Raw genomic sequence first — 17,130 nt, 5'->3', positions numbered from 1 at the left:
ACTGATATTAAATTTAATTAAAGGATAAAGATGAAAAAATACCAACTCTACACTTTACTGGCTTTGATTTTAATGACTATAGGATTTACTATTCCTGTTATTGCATATCATGGGGTAGCTAATAAGATTAAAAATAACGCACAAATCCCAAGCTATGTATATCCAATATACAATCTTTATACAAAAATTCAATACAAAAATCATCTAATGGCACCAGAAGTTAGAGATAATCTAGCTAAAATGATTGAGACAAGGGCTGAAATCGGAGTGCCAAGTCTGCCTGTTTGGTATGTCTCACTTGAGGCTCCAAACTACCCTAAAGAGGCCTTTCCAGATGGAATTCCAGTATATTTTCATGTAGATGGCTATAGTGGTGATGTCCATGAGATGAATACCATAAATCACTATATCGGAATGTATCCTATGGAGTATGGCGGCAATGTAGAAAGAGCCATCGCACCATACTATTTGCTTATTGCTACAATCTTTATGCTTTTATATCTTTATTATAACGGCAAGGGAAATTCACTTTTATTAATCCCTACGATTATAGCGCCTATTTTATTTATGAGTGCATTTGTAGGGTGGCTATACTGGTATGGACACAATATGCAAGAGTGGGGTGCATTTAAAATAAAGCCATTTATGCCAACAGCTCTAGGCGATGGTAAAGTGGCTCAATTTACCACCCATTCATATCCAGCCATAGGCTTTTGGGTGATGATTGCTATGAGTATTTTATCTATTTTGGCGATATTTTCTAAAAATAAACACCTTAAGGAAAATGCGTGAGAAAACTCTGCTTAATTGCCCTAATATCTAGCTATATTTTTGCCAATGAGCTTCAAAATGCTATAGATAGCGCAAATAGCGGTGATATAATAGAGCTTGGTAGTGGAATTTACAGTGGCAATATCACTATAAATAAGCCAATAACCATTGATGGCAAAGATAGAAGTGCCATTATAAAAGGCAATGGCACAGGCGATGTGATAAAGATAAATAGCTCTGGCGTAAGGCTTTTAAATTTAACCATCGAAAATAGCGGAAACTCTCATAATACCATTGATTCAGCCATAAGCTGCGATGGAGCAAGTAGAGTTGAAATCATCAATAACACTATTCAAAACTCACTTTTTGGGGTAAATTTCAAGCAATGTAATGACTCTAAGATAGTTAATAATTTTATCACTTCAAAGCCTGTTGATTTAGGTCTTAGGGGAGATGGAATTCGCCTATGGTATAGCCATGATAATATAGTAGAAAACAACCATCTACACAAGAGCCGAGATATGGTAGTATGGTACTCTAGTAATAACCAAATTCGCAAAAACTATGGAGAATATGGTAGATACTCACTTCACTTTATGTATGCTGGTAAAAATTTGGTCGAAGATAATATTTTTAAATACAACTCCGTTGGTATATTTTTTATGTTCTCTTCTGGGACAACTGCTAGGAGAAATCAAATTCTAAGCTCTACTGGAGCTTTTGGGGTAGGTATTGGTATGAAAGATACAAGTGATTTTATCATTGAAAATAACACTCTAGCCTACAACGCTAGGGGATTATACCTTGACCAATCCCCATTTCAGCCAGGCACCACAAATATATATGAAAATAATAAGATATTATATAACACAATTGGAGTTCAATTTCACGCTACCTTACACAAAAGCATATTTAATCGCAATAATTTCATAGGAAATATGGAAGTAGCCATTAATGATACCCCTGGGTCAAAAATAGATATAAATGATTGGAGCCAAAATTATTTTGATGACTATGCTGGATTTGATAGAGATAAAGATGGAATTGGCGATATAGAGTATAAGAATTTTACCTATCTTGACTCACTATGGCAATACTATCCAAATTTAAGACTATTTTATGGAAGTGCAATTATGAGTATATTAAATTTCATCTCTAAACTCGCCCCATTTTCTGAGCCACAACTCTTAATAACAGACCCAAACCCAAAAATGGAGCCATATCATGAATAGGAGAGAATTTAGCATTTTTAGCCTTATTACGCTTGGGGGTGCCATTGGTGGTGGGATAGTGATAAATAAATTTTATGAGCCAAAGCTCCATCTTAGACCGCCAGGAAGTGCTAAAAATTTCGAGTCTTTATGTATCAAATGCGGTCAATGCGTCCAAGTCTGCCCATATCATAGTATAAATTTACTTGGCTTTGATGATGGGATAAATCTAGCCACAGCCTACATAGACCCAAGCAAAAGAGGGTGCTATCTATGCGATTTCTTCCCTTGCGTTCTAGCCTGTCCTAGCGGGGCATTAGATCACAATATAAATTCAATCAAAGATGTCAAAATGGGAGTTGCCATCATCAAAGATATGCAAAAATGCTACGCAACCCTAGATAAAAGCGTAAGCAAAAGCGATGTTAGCACCTTGCTAGAGCGTAAAACCTACAATCAAAGAGAGAATGAAGCTAAAAAAATTATAGAAGATAATATCTCTAAAACCTGCCATCTATGCATCAGCTCATGCCCAGTTCAAGGTGCTATAAGCCTTGTAAAAATCAGCGATAAACCAGCTATAAAAATAGAGCCAAATTGCGTTGGATGTGGCGTTTGCCAAGAAGTCTGCTTTGCTAATGTAATAGAAATTTTACCAAATAAAAGCTATAAGGATATATATGGAGATTAAAATGCAAAAATCAATTATACTACTACTTAGTGCTATGATATTTTTAGGGTGTCAAAACGAGCAAAATCCTAAAAATCAACCACAAGAGCAAAGTACAACCTCAATCACAATCAAAAAAGGAGATAAAACTGCTCAAAACAGAGCTGATAATTGGGTAGTCTATGATATAGATGGGGCTAAAAATATCAAATTTGGAGTTGGTGAATCAAACCAAACTACCAAATCAATTGGTGCCATTGCTCTTACTAGAGCCCCGCTGCAAAGCATTAATAAAGCTCTATTAAAAGGGCAATTGAGTAAGAATTTTATCACCAAATGCTCAGCTTGTCATGATGATTATGCTAATGGAATTATCGGGCCATCTTTGCTAGATAAATCAAACGAGCAAATATATAATATGATAATTGCTTATCGCACCAAAACCAAGACAAATATCCTAATGAGCGACCTTGTAAAAGCCATGAGCGATAAAGAGATAAAGGATATTGCTAATGAGATTAGTGAATTTAATAAACAATTTAGGAGTCAAAAATGAATTTAGGCAAAATTTTAGCCCTATTATTAAGCTGTTTAATTGTAATTTTAATGCTTTTTATGGCTTTTAGCTCTGATAATTTACAAACACAAGAGATGGTAGCAACCACCTCAAAGCAAACGCAAAATATTTTTAGCTCAAAAAGTGAATTTCAAACAAACGATGAGTTAAATAAGATTAAAGAGCTCAAACAAAGCGTATCAATCAGCAGTGATGGCGTAAGCAAAATATACTTACAAAGCTGTGCTCCATGCCACGCTAAAGATGGCTCTGGAATTATCGCCCCATCAATAATCGGAAAGAGCAAGGCTGAAATTTTAGCTAGATTAAATGAGTATAAATCTGGAAATATACCAAATAGCTTGATGAAAGGACTTTTAGATAATGTCAGCGATGAAAATTTAACAATTTTAGCTGAAGAAATATCTAAATTTAAATAGCATTATGGATAAATATAAAAGCCGTCAAACCATCGCTAATGCTGGTTTTTTCTCTACCTTTATAACCATTACAAAAAGTGGTAAAAAGCGTCCTAGTATAAGATTTTATAGATATTGCTCTATGGTGCTAATCCATCTTTTATTTGTGCTATCATTTATAGCAGATATTCAGATAATTGAAGGCGATATTACTGGGTCTAGAATGGTAGGATTTCATCTAGCTGATCCATTTATCACCGCTCAAATCACGCTTAGTAGGGGCGAACTGCCGATAAATTTACTCATTGGTGCTTTTACAATTTTGGCATTTTATATATTTTTTGCTGGGCGTGCCTTTTGCTCTTGGGTCTGCCCGTATAACTTTTTTAGCGAATTTGCTGAGAGATTAAATGCTAAATTAATTAGCAAAAAGATAATTAAAAAAAGAGAATTTGATACAAAAATCAGATATATATTTTTGCTATTTTTTGCTATTTTAAGCCTTGTTAGTGGGTATTTGATATTTGAAATTTTCAATGTTGTAGGTATAGTATCAAGATTTATAATCTATGGCTATAGTGCTGCTATATGGTGGGTGATTTTAGTATTTTTGGCCGAAGTATTCTTTAGTAGGAGATTTTGGTGTAGATATATCTGCCCTATTGGAACTCTATACTCATTGCTATCTAGATTTAGAGCTATAAAAGTCAGCTGGGATAAAAATAGATGCGATCACTGTGCTGTATGCATGGATGTCTGTATCACTCCAAAAGTTCTAGAGATCACAAAAGCTAAAAATATAGATAAGCCAAATGATAAATTTAGCATAGTAAGTGGAGATTGCACCATGTGCGGTAGGTGCATTGATGTATGCCATCAAGATGCTTTAAGCTATGATAATATGCTAAAAAAACTTTTATAAGGATTTAATATTGATAAAAATAGAAAATATTACTAAAAAATTTGGCTCTCAAATCATATTAAATAATATAAATTTAAATATCCAAGATAGCCAAAAACTCCTAATAATGGGGCAAAATGGAGCTGGTAAATCTACCTTGATGAAGGTAATTTTAGGCGAAATAATCTGTGATAATGGCTCTATATCCATAGATGGCATTGACCCAATCAAAGATAGAAAAAACGCCCTAAAATATCTAAGCTTCGTCCCACAAACCCCGCCACCACTTAGACTTAGCGTAAGCGATTTGTGCCACTACTGCGTTAGCTCAACAAAAGCTAACTTAAATGATATAATATCATATTTAAAAGAGCTAGATTTAGAGTATAAAAAAGAGTATAAAAAGCCATTTTATAAGCTATCAGGCGGTATGAAACAAAAGGTATTAATAGCTCTAGCACTAGCAAGAGAGTCAAAAACTATAATGTTTGATGAGCCAACTGCTAATCTCGACCCTAAGGCTAGAGAAAAATTTATGGATATTTTAAATTCCAAATTTCAATCCCACACGCTAATTTTCATCTCTCACAGAGTAAGCGAGGTTAAGGGTATAGTAAATCGCATTGTAGAGATGGATTTAGGCAATATAATTAAAGATAATAAGGCAAATAATGAGTAATTTAATCTTAATAGCAAAAATTGATATAAAAGAGACCTTCGCTTCAAAATGGTTTTTATTTTATTTAATTACGTTTGCTGGGCTTATTGCGATATTTTTTGTTACAGGTGTTGTAGATAGTAGAGTTGCTGGATTTAGCGGTCTTACTAGAATGCTATTGCTATTTATACAAATTTGTATAATAATTTTACCAATATTCATTCTCATCACAACCGTGCGAAGTATAAATTCCAATAGAGAAGTTGGAGCATTAGAGTATCTGCTTAGCTTTCCAATTTCGCTTAAAGAATACTATTTTGGCAAGGCTTTGGGTAGGGCTTTTACTATATTTTTACCCATACTCTTAGCTCTTATATTATCACTTTTTATAGCGATATTTAAGGATACTGCCATACCTTGGGGGCTATTTTTTTACTATACTTTACTGCTTTTAGTATTATCTTTTGTATTTTTATCATTTGGATTTTTAATCTCAAGTATTATTAAAAATAGTGAGCTTGGGCTTGGATTTTCATTCTTATTTTGGCTATTTTTATTGGCATTTTTAGACCTAGCATTAATAGGCATAATGATGCAAAGCTTAGTAAATGAAAACATCATCTACGCCATATCACTAGCTAACCCCATACAGATATTTAGGATAGCGGCCATTAGCTTATTTGATCCAAATTTAGCCGTGATTGGGCCTGCTGCTTATTTTATTTTAGATGGTTTTGGTAGGGTTAATTTTTTGATATATTCAGCGGTGTATCCAACTTTACTTGGTATAATATGCCTAGTAGCTGGGTATATATCATTTTCTAGGAGAGATTTAGTATGAGAAGGCTAATATTTTTAGCTCTTTGTGTGTGCGTTGGCTTTAGCCAAAATCTAAAAAATAGCCAATTTTTTAAAGATGTAAATTCAACCTGCCCTATTAAATTTATAGATGTCTTTAAATATCCTGATTGGATAGCAGCAGTTGAATACAAAAATGGCAAAAAAGTGCTTTTTAGCTCGGCTAAACAGATGTTTTACTATATTTATACTAGTAAGCCAAAGGAGGTAGTCCCCCTTAAAAAGCTATATGTTACTGATTACAAAACCAAGGAGCTAATAGAGGCAACTGATGCGTTTTATGTATTTGGTAGTCGTATAGTAAGCTTTAGCGGTGATGACCTTATACCATTTAGAAGTTATGATGATGCTAAGGAATTTGCTGATAAAACTTCAGCTAGTAGGATTTTTGAATTTAGCAAAATTAATAAAAAATTGATTGATTACTTAAATTAAGGTCTAAAAATGAAAAAAATTTTATATATTTTAATTGCAATTATCGCTGGTGGCTTACTTGCTTTTTTAATGAATCTTCCAAGTGATAATACACAAAAAATATCAGACCAATCAAATATAACTTGTGATTTAAACACTCAAAACTGCTCCATAGAGCATAATGGAGATCAAATTAGCTTCTCATTTTATCCAAGACCACTTGAGGCTATGGTGCCACTTACGCTAAAAGTAGATGGATTAAAGCATAATTATAAAAATTTAAATGCTCGAATTTATGGGCTAAATATGGATATGGGAACGATAAAGGCAAATTTAGAAAATAGAGGTAGTCTCTACATAGGCTCAGTGGTGCTAAGCTCATGCGTAGTTGAAGTTATGAATTATAGATTGGAGTTATATGATGGGGATAAGCAACTTGGAATTTATATAGATTTTAATCTTAAAATCTGATTTTAACCTAATAGACCAAATAGCCATTTGGCTATTTGACTAAATTAATCAACCTTAAAAAATGTATCCAAATGTATATTTTCAAAAGCCGCTTGCAAACTCACAAATAGCTTTGGATTTTGCTTTTCAAGGGATGCTAAAAGCTCTTTAGTCTCAGCTCTAGCGTGTGGCATTTTGACATCAAATCTCATAGCCGGACAAGCCTCATCGCCAATTACTTTAAGCTCATTTCTAATAGCATTATCACGCAATTGACGCTCACGCACATTAATAAGCGGTCTTATAACCACTAAGCCATTTTTAGCCGTGTATTTTGGCGCTAAGGTTCTTAATGCTCCATTATATGTAAAATTCATAAAAAAGCTCTCAACCGCATCATCTAAATGATGACCAATAGCAAGCTTATTAAACCCATTAGCCAAAGCATAAGTATATAGATACCCACGCCTCATACGACTAAAAAAGCTACAAAAGCTTGAGTTTTTACGAATTTTATCCTTGCTAATTTCAAATATAGAGCTATCAATCACACTATGCTTAATCCCATGATCCTCGCAATGCCTAGTAAGATAGTCGTAATTCTCACCCATTCCATAGCTAAGGGTTACTGCTTGGAATTCAAATTTATCTGGTGTAACATTTTGAAAATGCTTAAGAATGTGAGCTAAGCTTAAACTATCTTTACCGCCGCTTAAACCTAGCAAAATTCTATCGCCCTTTTCAAACATTTTATACTTAGCATTAGTTTGACCGACTTGTCTAATTAGCTTTTTGCTTAATTCTATCATATATTTTTTACCATTTCTAAGACAAATTTAGCAGATTTATCAGCAGCTTCTATTAGAAATTTATCAAAGTCAATCTCCGCTTTGCCACCAGCTTCATCGCTAATAGCTCTAAGCATGCAAAATCCAACTCCAAGAGCAGCACAAACCTGAGCTACGCTAGCTCCTTCCATCTCTACTGCGTCAGCTTGAAAGGTTGATTTTATCCACTCTTTTTTATCATCATTACAGATAAATTGGTCCCCAGTAGCCACCACCCCACTAAGCAAATTCACACCCAAAGAGTCAGCTACCTTTTTAGCGACATCATTTAGCATATCATCGCTATTTTCAAAGATATTAATCCCAGGCACATACCCATGCGGATGACCAAAAGCCGTTATATCCAAATCATGCTGAGCGGTGCTAGTGGTATAGAGCATATCCCCTATTTTTAAATTCTCATTTAAAGCCCCAGCCACACCGGTAAATATCAGCTTCTCACAGCCAAATTTCTCTATCAAAATAGCAGCAGTTAAGGCCGCATTTACTTTGCCAATTTTAGAGTAGGCTATCACGAGATCATGACCAAAATAATTAACTTTATAAAATAGATTTTTAGCATAATCAATCTTATCATATTCGCCAACTGCTCCTAGCAAAAGCTCGATCTCCTCGCTCATCGCCCCAAGTATAGCAATCTTCATCTTAAAGCCTCTAAAGTTTCCTTAAGTGAGCTTAAATTTGTAATACTATATGTTGGTTTATCACAGATTTTTTTATTCATTCCCTTTAGCACACTCGCACCAAATTCAATAAAACAATCAACGCTATTAGCATAATTTTCAACGCTATTTTGATATAGCACTGGACTAACTAATTGTAGCTTTAATAGCTCTAAAGCCTCTTTTTTAGTAGAGTAGATCTTAGCAGTTACATTTGAAACCACCGGCGAAAACTCATCACTCAATAGACCCTCTAGCTCATTAGCAAGCTTAATGCTAGCATTTTGAAGAAGTGGGCAATGGCTTGCTACGCTCATATCAAGTAGCATAGCTCTCTTAGCCCCAGCAGATTTAAACTCACCCGCACTCAACTCAAGATCACTTCTAATACCAGCTACCACGATTTGACCATCGCAATTATAGTTTGCTGGCCAAATTTGTCTATTGCTATTTTTACAAATCTCTTCTACTTTTTCATTGCTAAGACCTAGCACGACCATCATTCCAGCACCAATGCCTAAACAATCTTGCGTCATAAATTTACCACGCAAATTTACCAATTTAATAACTTCAAGTGGCTTAATAGCACCACTTACGCTAAGAGCGCTAAACTCACCCAAAGAGTGACCAAAGCTAATTTGTGCTTGTAAATCCAAGCTATGTTTAAGTGCTTCAAAGCACATTAGCGAATTTAGCACGATAGCTGGTTGAGTAAATTCAGACTGACCTAGCTTATCATTTGCTTCAAATAACAAGGATTTAAAATCAATATCACAATACTCGCTAGCACTATCTAATAGCTCTTTAGCAGCCTTAAACTCGCCATATATCTCTTGCCCCATACCAACGCTTTGTGAGCCTTGACCTGGAAAAATAAACCCAACTCTCATATCAAACTCTTAGTGGTGTTTGCCGCAGCAGCCGCCACCATTTTCATTGTGGTGAGCACCATTACAACACTCATCGCTATCATCGTGATGATGGCTACCACAGCCACCACCATGACTACCGCAACCACCATGGCTATGGTGATGTCCATGTCCATGATCATGACCACCGCAACCACACACATGAGGCATAGCTACAACGCCTGTTAGCTCCTCATCAGCATCAGCGTCCCTATTTTCTGTAATTTGAACATTAAATTCCAAATCCCTACCAGCATATGGGTGGTTAAAATCCACAGTAACATCATTTTCGCCAATGGCTTTGACGCTTACTCTAACAGTGCTGCCATCTTCACCCTCGCCAAAAAGCTCCATACCGACTTTTAAATCAATACCAGCAAACTGCTCTTTAGGCAAGGTTTGAAGAGCGTTTTCATCATACTCGCCCACACCCTCACTAGCTAGGATTTTAATAGTAGCCTTCTGGCCTACGCTTAAATTTATAACTCCGCTTTCTAAAGCTTCTAAAACTTGGTTTTTACCACTTACAAAAGCGATCTCTTGACCGCCGATATTTGACTCTAAAATCTCGCCACTACTAGCATCTTTAAGCTCGTAAAACATCTTTATAACTTTTGACATAACTCTCTCCTAAATTTATTTTCTATCAGGTGCCGTCTTAGCTTCTTGGCTATCTGGGTATGCTTGTTTTAGTGCTTTATAAAATTTATTAGCACTTTTGGTATCCCCTATCTTATCAAAACTAATAGCCGTATGATATAAAAGCTTTGGCATATAATTGCCCTTTTGGCTTATCGCAACACTCTTTTCATAATATGGTATGGCAGATTTGTAATCTTTATTAAAATATGAAATCTCTCCAAGCATAAAATTTGAATAAGCTGGTTTATAGTTCTTTTTAATCAAATGCTCAAAGCACTCACTAGCCTTTAAATACTCTTTAGATTTATAGGCTTTATCTGCCATAGCAAGCACTTCAGCCCCAGGCATATCATCTAGTTTAAGACTATCTGATCTCTTTTCTTTAGTATCACTCTTTTTATCATTAGACTCTGAATTTGTAGATTTAGCATCTGTGGTTTCAACACTCTTACTACTAATAAGAGAAGTTAGCTCACTAAGTGCTGTTGTGATCTTTTTAATATCTTTATCTTGTTGGGCTTGATTTGCCTTAATCTGTGATTTTAAATTTGCAATATCTTTAGTGCTTGTAGTCTTTTGTAAATTTAGATTATTTTCTAACTCATTTACCCTAGTCTCTATAGCCAAAATTCTCTTATTTATACCATCTAAAAGACTCTTAACGCCCTCAATATTCTCTTGGACTAATGATACATCAGATTGCATAGAGCCGATATTTTGGTCTAGTCTATCTACTTTTTTTTTATTATTTAGCAAGACCTTTTCATTCTCAGTAAGACCATATGGATTCTCTTTATTTATATTACCTGCATCAAATACTGAAACTTCAGCAAACATAGAAGTTGCAGCCACAATGGCTGCAAAATAAAATATTTTTTTCATATATTGATTTTAAATTATGGAAGCAATCTAAATTCATCACGACGATTTTGAGCATCGCAATCTTTTGTTTTGTCAGTACATACAGGTTTGCTCTCGCCATTACTTGTGATTTCGATTCTATCAGCTGCTATACCTTGAGCTATTAGAGCATCTTTTCCAGCTTTTGCTCTTTTTACACCTAGAGCATAGTTATACTCATCGCTACCCCATTCATCGCAGTTGCCTTCTATCATGATTTTAAAATTACCAGCTTGATTAAATATAGAAGCGTTTTGATTAATTCTACTTTGCATATCTGGGCGGATATTAAATTTATCGAAATCAAAATATACATTTTGAACTTGAGCTTGTAGCGAGTTTAATCTCTCAGCATCGCTCATAGCGCCTTGTTGGCCAGCCTTATTTGCATCTGCACTCATATCTACCTCTGGAGATTTTGAGCTACAACCAGCCATAAATAGAGCCGCAGCAACAGTCGAAACTAAAATTAACTTTTTCATTTTATTCCTTTTATTGAAAATTTGGAATATATTATATCATAATTATTTGGAATTTAAGATATAAAATAATGGTTTTTACCAATCAATTGATTGAAGCTTTCCAATTCTTAATGGAAACTGAAAACTACGATTTTCATTAACTCTTATAATCCCAACTGCACTACTAACCCCTAGGCTTTTGATAAAAATAATACTCCCCCCATCGCTAGAAAATCTAGGATATGTATTTACTCCGCCAGCAGTAAGCTGTCTTACATAGTCACTTTTAGTAGAGATTAAATAGAGATTAAATGTTTTTTGAGCATACTCATTAATACTTTCTCGACTAGAATAGACTACATAGTTTTCAAAAGTGCTAATTGAGTTGTTATTCTTGCCATGAAATACCATCTGTTCAACCGCCCCACCATCTATACTAGTAGCAAATATGTTAGGATACCCCAATCTATCACTTACAAATACCACTTTTGTATCATTATCTACAAAATTACCATTGACATCAATTCCGCTAAATGTGGTAATTCTTTTTAAATTTTTGCTTATAATATCATATAGATATATGTCACTTTGGTCATTTGGAGCCATGGTTAGAAGGAGTTTAGTGCCATCTTGGCTAACATCGCTTGCTACTATCATTCCGCCACTTTGAAGAATTTTGCTCTTGTTGTTGCTTTTTAGATCAAATTTATATAAGGTTGGGACTGATTTGATATATGAAGTGTAGTAGAATGCACTTTGGTCTTTATTAGCCCATTTAGGAAATATATTTAATCCGCCGCTTACTACGACTTTTTGATATGTAAGCGTGTAATCAGCAACCACAATATTACTCTTTCCAGGGGCTGTGTATTGAGAGAATATTATGGATTTATCCATCCAATCTATAGGTGGTAAATTTAAATTTCTAGCCATATCAACCATACTCTTATGTGCTAAAAATACAAATTTATCAGCACTTTGGGTATATTCACTGCTAAAATGTTCCTTATTTGTCTTTGCATTAAGGACTTTAAGCTTTAAATTTACCCTATCTCCTAGCTGCGTCAAAGCATATCTATATATAAAATCAGCTCTCTCATCAGCACTTATTATCGCACTATCATCAAATTTGCTAGTATAATACCTATCAGATACCTCAAATGCCGATCCAACCTTTAAATCACCAACAACAAGCTTAAAAAATTTATCTTGCATTGCTCTATTAGCAAAATCAGTTGTAGCATCTTGGACTATAATCTTAGGTAGCACAAGCCCCTTATTTACTACATCTATGGTAGCATCTGCAGCGGATAATCCCAAGCAGATAATTAACAACAAAAATAGCTTTTTCACTCTAACTCCGTTTCTATTTGATCAATTAAATTTACATTTATCACTATGCTGTTTTTACTAGGCGGGATTGGAAATTCCAAATCCTTTAGGCGTTCTAAATACTCTCGCACCTTACTATTAAAAGCACTATTTAGTGAATACTCATCGATACTATAGCTTAATTTTCCAAATTCATCTATAATGATTTTTACTTTTGCTTGATTATTTGTATCGGCTTTGTATGCAATCCATCTGCTTTGGATAATCTCAACTATATCTCCCATATATTTATTATACACCCCTGTCATAGATGATTTTGGAGCTTTAGTATTTATATCTTTTTGTAAAGAAGCGATAATATCAGCTGCGGTTTTTAAATTTGTTTCTAAATCGCTTTTAGCATTACTTTGGATAGCTTGGGTTGTATTTGGTGTAATTTCTATAGGTGCAGCTTGGCTAAAAAGATCGCTGAAATTTAAATTTGGCTTATCTGGCTCTGGGGGTGGGAGATCTTTATTTGTTGTTTTTTGTGCTGTTTGTGTAGGAGATTGCATCTCATCTTCTACTTTTTTCTCATCTATTTTTTTATCTTTTTGCTCTGGCGATACTATATTTTGAGCTAAATTTGTATCAACTACATAAACATCCATAAAAGCATCTAAATCATTTGTATATTTTATACTCTCTTCATATCTACTAAGCTTGAAAAATATAAAAAATATAATAAAAAGATATAAAACTACTGAAAGCCAAAAAGCAGTTGTAGTATTATATGAGATACCAAATTTACTACTCATCAGCCATTTGTCTCTAAAGCAACCTTAGAAAAACCTGCATTTTTCATACTCTTTAAAACAAACATCACATCATCATAAATTAGTCTCTTATCAGCCTTGATATATACTGGAGAATTTTTATCATATTTTTTAGATATTAAGATTAGATTATCGCCTAACTCATTTAAAGACATTTTAGACTGATCTATATATACCTGTCTTTGGTGATCTATTCTAACTGTTAAGCTCTTAATCTCTTGAGATAGTGCTTTAGACTTTGAGCCATCTGGTAAAGTAATTTGCTCTTCATAGATAATAGCTGGAGTTGTAACCATCAAAATAGCTAACAAAACCAGCATAATATCAACCAAAGGGGTTATATTTAGCTCTGGATTTTCATCAAAATTTATCATCTATTTACTACTAAGCAATAAATTTGATTCTCTTTGAATAAGGCTTATTAGCTCATAAGCTTTACGCTTTATTAAGAGATTAAAACTATAAGCAGGAATCGCTACAAAAATTCCACAACCAGTAGCGACAAGAGCTTCAGAAATTGCTGGTGCAATCACAGATAAAGAGGCCGAGCCTCCACCTTGACCAAGTGCTGCAAATGTCTCTAGTATGCTAATAACCGTTCCAAACAAACCAATAAATGGCGAGGTAGATGCTATTATAGATAGAGTTGTTAAGCCGCTAGTAGAATTGGTTTGAGCTAATGAGATAAAAACCTCTAAACGCTCTTTACTTAAATTGTCTTGCGAACACTTGTTTAAAGATGAGTCAGTAGTCTCAAGCCTTTTGCCAAGCAAGATAGCTTCTAAAGCTTGTTTTTCTCTCTTAATCCAGTTATTAAGGCCACTATATCGTGAGAATAAAATTGTAAAACTAATAATAAAATATAGCGACAACCATGAAAGGACAATGATTGTCACTAAACTACTTTTAGATAGATAACTTATAAAAAGCTCTATAGATTCCACTTATCTAACCCTTGCAGAGTTCTCTATCTTAGCCAATGCAGTAGCTAAAATTCCATTACTATCATGCATTTTTCTAACAAGATTTTTAGCATTTTCTATAGATTTGGCAATATCGCTCTCACTATTACCGCTTACATACACAGCACCATCAACCAAAATAGTAATTTTATTCTTATCAATCTTAGCATAACCCCAATCAATAGCAACGGCATCATGACTTCCATCTAAATTCTCAATATCCACTACTCCAATTTGAAGTAGTGAAACTAAAGAAGCATGACCTGGCAAAACACCAAATTCACCATCGCTACCAGGAAGGACTACCATTTTAGCATCATTAGAAAATATTAGCCCTTCTGGGGTGACTATTTCTAAATGTATTATATTCATATAGCTTCCTTTTGGCTTACGCTTTCATTTTTTCAGCTTTAGCGATCGCCTCATCAATATTTCCTACCATATAGAACGCATTTTCTGGTAGGTGGTCATATTTACCCTCTAAAATACCTTTAAACCCTGCAATTGTCTCTTCAAGGCTTACATATTTACCAGGGCTACCTGTGAAAACTTCAGCTACGAAGAATGGTTGAGATAGGTATTTTTCTATCTTTCTAGCTCTATCAACTGTAAGTTTATCTTCTTCGCTAAGCTCATCCATACCAAGAATCGCAATAATATCTTGTAAATCTTTGTATTTTTGAAGCACAGCTTGAACACCACGAGCTATTCTATAATGCTCTTCACCTAGAATTTGCGGATCTAGCATTCTTGAAGTTGAATCTAGTGGATCAACCGCTGGATAGATACCTTTTTCAGCAATGGCACGATTAAGAACTGTTGTGGCATCAAGGTGAGCAAAAACAGTAGCCGGTGCTGGGTCAGTAAGGTCATCAGCTGGCACATATACAGCTTGAACAGATGTGATTGAGCCTTTTTTAGTCGATGTAATTCTCTCTTGAAGTTTTCCCATCTCACTAGCTAGCGTAGGCTGATAACCAACAGCACTAGGAATACGGCCAAGAAGTGCTGACATCTCTGAGCCTGATTGAGAAAATCTAAAGATATTATCAATAAACATAAGAACATCTAGCCCCATCTCATCACGGAAATACTCAGCCATTGTAAGACCAGTAAGTGCTATACGATTTCTTGCCCCTGGTGGCTCATTCATCTGTCCATAGCATAAGGCAACTTTATCTAAAACACCAGATTCTTTCATCTCATTATAAAGGTCATTACCCTCTCTTGTTCTTTCGCCAACACCGGCAAATACAGAGTAACCGCTATGTTTAAACGCTACATTATGGATAAGCTCCATTATAATAACCGTTTTGCCAACACCAGCACCACCAAATAGCCCTACTTTACCACCTTTTGCATATGGGGCTAAAAGATCAACTACTTTAATACCAGTTTCAAAAATTTCACTCTTTGTGCTTTGCTCTTCAAATGGTGGTGGATCTCTATGAATAGACCATTTTTTATCAAAATTTTCTTCAGCACCCTCATCTATTAAGTCGCCTACAACATTAAAAATTCTACCCAAAACCTTTTCGCCAACTGGAACACTAATAGGCGTACCAAGAGCTGTAGCTTCTAAACCGCGAGTAAGACCTTCGCTCATATCCATAGCAATTGTTCTTACTCTATTATCGCCAAGATGTGCAGCAGTCTCTAATACTAATCTATGTCTATTGCCTTCAACAGTAAAATTTACTTCAATAGCTTCGTTAATTTTAGGCAAGTAGTCTGTGAAATCAACATCAACTACAGGACCCATAACTTGGCTAATTACACCTTTCATCATCACTCCTTATAAATTTACTTCATACTCTCAACGCCACTTATAATCTCTATAAGCTCTGTTGTAATGCTTTCTTGTCTTGCCTTATTATAAGCAAGATTTAACTCTCTTACTCTCTCTTTTGCGTTATTTGTGGCATTATCCATAGCTTGCATTCTAGCACTATGTTCAGCAGCCAAAGAGTCTATAAGAGCATAATACATACTATACTCAAAATATTTTCTCATAAGCTCATCAAGTATTCTATCATCATGCTCTGGCTCAAAATCCATCAATGAGTCATTTTGATTATCATCTTGAATTTTTGGAGGTTCAACTGGCACTATGGTATTAACCCTAATCTCTTGAGAGATCATATTTTTATAACCATTATGAACTAATACAACCTTATCAGTTACACCAGATGTAAAATCATTAATAGCTGCTCTTATCACCTCTTGAGCTTTTTCATATGTAGGTGCTGAGCTAACACCGCGATAACTTTCTAAAATTTCAATACCTTGAAAATTGAAAAATTCAATACCTTTTTTACCCACAGCCCTTAAGCGAACTTTGATTTTTTTAGCCTTATACTCATCTATCATATTTCTTATTGTTTTGATAGTTGCGATATTAAAACCACCACAAAGACCCTTATCAGCAGTAACAAAAATTATATCAACTTTCTCTAGCTTGGCCTCTGTGTCAAAAAATTTATTTCCTTCACCAACGATCTTAAATTTATTAATTTCGTAAGCAATCTCGCTTAAGACCTCATTGATCTTTAGAGCATAAACACGCGAATGGCGAGCTGCCTCTTCTGCTTTTTTGAGTTTAGCAGTAGAGACTAGCTTCATCGCCTTTGTAGTCTTTTGCGTATTTTGAACGCTCTTAATCTTTCTTTTAATATCCTTTAAATTTGACATA

23 protein-coding genes are annotated in these 17,130 nt (G+C 34.7%); 10 read left to right on the top strand and 13 right to left on the bottom strand.

Annotated elements, in window-relative coordinates; genetic code table 11:
• Nucleotides 1-30 precede the first annotated feature (30 nt).
• Genes CSUIS19073_RS04800 through CSUIS19073_RS04755 form a run of 10 tightly spaced genes read left to right on the top strand, consistent with a single transcriptional unit; the run spans nucleotide 31 to nucleotide 6,929 of the window.
• The gene (locus CSUIS19073_RS04800; protein WP_086237916.1) at nucleotides 31-792 is read left to right on the top strand and encodes a cytochrome C; all 762 of its coding nucleotides are present in this window, start codon (nucleotides 31-33) and stop codon (nucleotides 790-792) included.
• Nucleotides 789-2,003 (top strand): nitrous oxide reductase family maturation protein NosD, encoded by a 1,215-nt coding sequence (locus tag CSUIS19073_RS04795; protein WP_086242556.1) that lies wholly within the window; start codon nucleotides 789-791, stop codon nucleotides 2,001-2,003. The genes CSUIS19073_RS04800 and CSUIS19073_RS04795 overlap by 4 nt, the downstream gene beginning before the upstream one ends.
• Nucleotides 1,996-2,673, top strand: coding sequence for a 4Fe-4S dicluster domain-containing protein (locus CSUIS19073_RS04790; protein ID WP_086242555.1), 678 nt, complete (start codon nucleotides 1,996-1,998; stop codon nucleotides 2,671-2,673). Before CSUIS19073_RS04795 ends, CSUIS19073_RS04790 begins: the two co-directional genes overlap by 8 nt.
• A complete protein-coding gene (locus CSUIS19073_RS04785) occupies nucleotides 2,663-3,208 on the top strand; it encodes a c-type cytochrome (protein WP_236845305.1) in 546 nt (181 codons plus the stop codon). The genes CSUIS19073_RS04790 and CSUIS19073_RS04785 overlap by 11 nt, the downstream gene beginning before the upstream one ends.
• Nucleotides 3,205-3,648 (top strand): c-type cytochrome, encoded by a 444-nt coding sequence (locus CSUIS19073_RS04780; RefSeq protein ID WP_086237913.1) that lies wholly within the window; start codon nucleotides 3,205-3,207, stop codon nucleotides 3,646-3,648. Before CSUIS19073_RS04785 ends, CSUIS19073_RS04780 begins: the two co-directional genes overlap by 4 nt.
• 4 nt (nucleotides 3,649-3,652) lie before the next feature.
• On the top strand, nucleotides 3,653-4,549 hold the full coding sequence (locus CSUIS19073_RS04775) for a NapH/MauN family ferredoxin-type protein (protein WP_086237912.1): 897 nt from the start codon (nucleotides 3,653-3,655) through the stop codon (nucleotides 4,547-4,549).
• Nucleotides 4,550-4,559: 10 nt separating this feature from the next.
• Entirely contained in the window at nucleotides 4,560-5,207 is a 648-nt protein-coding gene (locus CSUIS19073_RS04770) for an ATP-binding cassette domain-containing protein (protein ID WP_086237911.1), read from the top strand.
• Nucleotides 5,200-6,027 (top strand): ABC transporter permease subunit, encoded by an 828-nt coding sequence (locus CSUIS19073_RS04765; RefSeq protein WP_086237910.1) that lies wholly within the window; start codon nucleotides 5,200-5,202, stop codon nucleotides 6,025-6,027. Before CSUIS19073_RS04770 ends, CSUIS19073_RS04765 begins: the two co-directional genes overlap by 8 nt.
• The gene (locus tag CSUIS19073_RS04760) at nucleotides 6,024-6,479 is read left to right on the top strand and encodes a nitrous oxide reductase accessory protein NosL (protein WP_086237909.1); all 456 of its coding nucleotides are present in this window, start codon (nucleotides 6,024-6,026) and stop codon (nucleotides 6,477-6,479) included. Before CSUIS19073_RS04765 ends, CSUIS19073_RS04760 begins: the two co-directional genes overlap by 4 nt.
• A 9-nt stretch (nucleotides 6,480-6,488) precedes the next feature.
• The gene (locus tag CSUIS19073_RS04755; protein WP_086237908.1) at nucleotides 6,489-6,929 is read left to right on the top strand and encodes a hypothetical protein; all 441 of its coding nucleotides are present in this window, start codon (nucleotides 6,489-6,491) and stop codon (nucleotides 6,927-6,929) included.
• A gap of 44 nt (nucleotides 6,930-6,973) precedes the next feature.
• Here CSUIS19073_RS04755 and CSUIS19073_RS04750 read toward each other — a convergent pair whose 3' ends face one another.
• The 13 genes from CSUIS19073_RS04750 to atpG form a co-directional block, all read right to left on the bottom strand.
• Nucleotides 6,974-7,717, bottom strand: coding sequence for a tRNA 2-thiocytidine biosynthesis TtcA family protein (locus CSUIS19073_RS04750; protein ID WP_086237907.1), 744 nt, complete (start codon nucleotides 7,715-7,717; stop codon nucleotides 6,974-6,976).
• Nucleotides 7,714-8,400 carry a 5'-methylthioadenosine/adenosylhomocysteine nucleosidase gene (locus CSUIS19073_RS04745; RefSeq protein ID WP_086242554.1) on the bottom strand — a complete coding sequence of 229 codons (687 nt, stop codon included), beginning with the start codon at nucleotides 8,398-8,400 and terminating at the stop codon, nucleotides 7,714-7,716. The genes CSUIS19073_RS04750 and CSUIS19073_RS04745 overlap by 4 nt, the downstream gene beginning before the upstream one ends.
• Nucleotides 8,397-9,308 (bottom strand): ACP S-malonyltransferase, encoded by a 912-nt coding sequence (gene fabD / locus CSUIS19073_RS04740; RefSeq protein WP_086242553.1) that lies wholly within the window; start codon nucleotides 9,306-9,308, stop codon nucleotides 8,397-8,399. The genes CSUIS19073_RS04745 and fabD overlap by 4 nt, the downstream gene beginning before the upstream one ends.
• A gap of 9 nt (nucleotides 9,309-9,317) precedes the next feature.
• Nucleotides 9,318-9,947: an FKBP-type peptidyl-prolyl cis-trans isomerase gene (locus CSUIS19073_RS04735; RefSeq protein WP_086242552.1), complete on the bottom strand. Its 630-nt coding sequence runs from the start codon at nucleotides 9,945-9,947 to the stop codon at nucleotides 9,318-9,320.
• 15 nt (nucleotides 9,948-9,962) lie between these two features.
• Nucleotides 9,963-10,850: a tetratricopeptide repeat protein gene (locus tag CSUIS19073_RS04730; RefSeq protein ID WP_086237903.1), complete on the bottom strand. Its 888-nt coding sequence runs from the start codon at nucleotides 10,848-10,850 to the stop codon at nucleotides 9,963-9,965.
• 14 nt (nucleotides 10,851-10,864) lie between these two features.
• Nucleotides 10,865-11,350, bottom strand: a complete 486-nt coding sequence (locus CSUIS19073_RS04725) for an OmpA family protein (RefSeq protein WP_086242551.1) — start codon at nucleotides 11,348-11,350, stop codon at nucleotides 10,865-10,867.
• 75 nt (nucleotides 11,351-11,425) lie between these two features.
• The gene (gene tolB / locus CSUIS19073_RS04720) at nucleotides 11,426-12,682 is read right to left on the bottom strand and encodes a Tol-Pal system protein TolB (protein ID WP_086242550.1); all 1,257 of its coding nucleotides are present in this window, start codon (nucleotides 12,680-12,682) and stop codon (nucleotides 11,426-11,428) included.
• On the bottom strand, nucleotides 12,679-13,458 hold the full coding sequence (locus tag CSUIS19073_RS04715; protein WP_086242549.1) for a TonB C-terminal domain-containing protein: 780 nt from the start codon (nucleotides 13,456-13,458) through the stop codon (nucleotides 12,679-12,681). Before CSUIS19073_RS04715 ends, tolB begins: the two co-directional genes overlap by 4 nt.
• The gene (locus CSUIS19073_RS04710; RefSeq protein ID WP_086237899.1) at nucleotides 13,458-13,850 is read right to left on the bottom strand and encodes a biopolymer transporter ExbD; all 393 of its coding nucleotides are present in this window, start codon (nucleotides 13,848-13,850) and stop codon (nucleotides 13,458-13,460) included. Before CSUIS19073_RS04710 ends, CSUIS19073_RS04715 begins: the two co-directional genes overlap by 1 nt.
• Nucleotides 13,851-14,420 carry a MotA/TolQ/ExbB proton channel family protein gene (locus CSUIS19073_RS04705; RefSeq protein ID WP_086237898.1) on the bottom strand — a complete coding sequence of 190 codons (570 nt, stop codon included), beginning with the start codon at nucleotides 14,418-14,420 and terminating at the stop codon, nucleotides 13,851-13,853. It lies immediately after the preceding gene.
• A complete protein-coding gene (atpC, locus tag CSUIS19073_RS04700) occupies nucleotides 14,421-14,810 on the bottom strand; it encodes an ATP synthase F1 subunit epsilon (protein WP_086242548.1) in 390 nt (129 codons plus the stop codon).
• Between the two features lie 16 nt (nucleotides 14,811-14,826).
• Nucleotides 14,827-16,224, bottom strand: a complete 1,398-nt coding sequence (gene atpD, locus CSUIS19073_RS04695; RefSeq protein ID WP_086237896.1) for a F0F1 ATP synthase subunit beta — start codon at nucleotides 16,222-16,224, stop codon at nucleotides 14,827-14,829.
• A gap of 17 nt (nucleotides 16,225-16,241) precedes the next feature.
• Complete coding sequence (gene atpG, locus CSUIS19073_RS04690; protein ID WP_086237895.1) at nucleotides 16,242-17,129, bottom strand: ATP synthase F1 subunit gamma; 888 nt, start codon at nucleotides 17,127-17,129, stop codon at nucleotides 16,242-16,244.
• Nucleotide 17,130: the final 1 nt, after the last annotated feature.

The sequence above is a fragment of the Campylobacter sp. RM19073 genome (assembly GCF_024723495.1).
GTDB lineage: Bacteria > Campylobacterota > Campylobacteria > Campylobacterales > Campylobacteraceae > Campylobacter > Campylobacter porcelli.
The sequence above is the reverse complement of the archived record's forward strand: the minus strand, read 5'-3'. Positions and strand labels throughout refer to the sequence as shown.

Coding starts and splice junctions, on each gene's coding strand:
- CSUIS19073_RS04725 (WP_086242551.1), bottom strand. CDS start 11,350: ATGAAAAAGTTAATTTTAGTTTCGACTGTTGCTGCGGCTCTATTTATG.
- CSUIS19073_RS04710 (WP_086237899.1), bottom strand. CDS start 13,850: ATGATAAATTTTGATGAAAATCCAGAGCTAAATATAACCCCTTTGGTT.
- CSUIS19073_RS04745 (WP_086242554.1), bottom strand. CDS start 8,400: ATGAAGATTGCTATACTTGGGGCGATGAGCGAGGAGATCGAGCTTTTG.
- CSUIS19073_RS04790 (WP_086242555.1), top strand. CDS start 1,996: ATGAATAGGAGAGAATTTAGCATTTTTAGCCTTATTACGCTTGGGGGT.
- atpG (WP_086237895.1), bottom strand. CDS start 17,129: ATGTCAAATTTAAAGGATATTAAAAGAAAGATTAAGAGCGTTCAAAAT.
- CSUIS19073_RS04715 (WP_086242549.1), bottom strand. CDS start 13,458: ATGAGTAGTAAATTTGGTATCTCATATAATACTACAACTGCTTTTTGG.
- CSUIS19073_RS04800 (WP_086237916.1), top strand. CDS start 31: ATGAAAAAATACCAACTCTACACTTTACTGGCTTTGATTTTAATGACT.
- CSUIS19073_RS04785 (WP_236845305.1), top strand. CDS start 2,663: ATGGAGATTAAAATGCAAAAATCAATTATACTACTACTTAGTGCTATG.
- CSUIS19073_RS04730 (WP_086237903.1), bottom strand. CDS start 10,850: ATGAAAAAAATATTTTATTTTGCAGCCATTGTGGCTGCAACTTCTATG.
- CSUIS19073_RS04760 (WP_086237909.1), top strand. CDS start 6,024: ATGAGAAGGCTAATATTTTTAGCTCTTTGTGTGTGCGTTGGCTTTAGC.
- CSUIS19073_RS04765 (WP_086237910.1), top strand. CDS start 5,200: ATGAGTAATTTAATCTTAATAGCAAAAATTGATATAAAAGAGACCTTC.
- CSUIS19073_RS04780 (WP_086237913.1), top strand. CDS start 3,205: ATGAATTTAGGCAAAATTTTAGCCCTATTATTAAGCTGTTTAATTGTA.
- CSUIS19073_RS04735 (WP_086242552.1), bottom strand. CDS start 9,947: ATGTCAAAAGTTATAAAGATGTTTTACGAGCTTAAAGATGCTAGTAGT.
- CSUIS19073_RS04755 (WP_086237908.1), top strand. CDS start 6,489: ATGAAAAAAATTTTATATATTTTAATTGCAATTATCGCTGGTGGCTTA.
- CSUIS19073_RS04775 (WP_086237912.1), top strand. CDS start 3,653: ATGGATAAATATAAAAGCCGTCAAACCATCGCTAATGCTGGTTTTTTC.
- fabD (WP_086242553.1), bottom strand. CDS start 9,308: ATGAGAGTTGGGTTTATTTTTCCAGGTCAAGGCTCACAAAGCGTTGGT.
- atpC (WP_086242548.1), bottom strand. CDS start 14,810: ATGAATATAATACATTTAGAAATAGTCACCCCAGAAGGGCTAATATTT.
- atpD (WP_086237896.1), bottom strand. CDS start 16,224: ATGAAAGGTGTAATTAGCCAAGTTATGGGTCCTGTAGTTGATGTTGAT.
- CSUIS19073_RS04750 (WP_086237907.1), bottom strand. CDS start 7,717: ATGATAGAATTAAGCAAAAAGCTAATTAGACAAGTCGGTCAAACTAAT.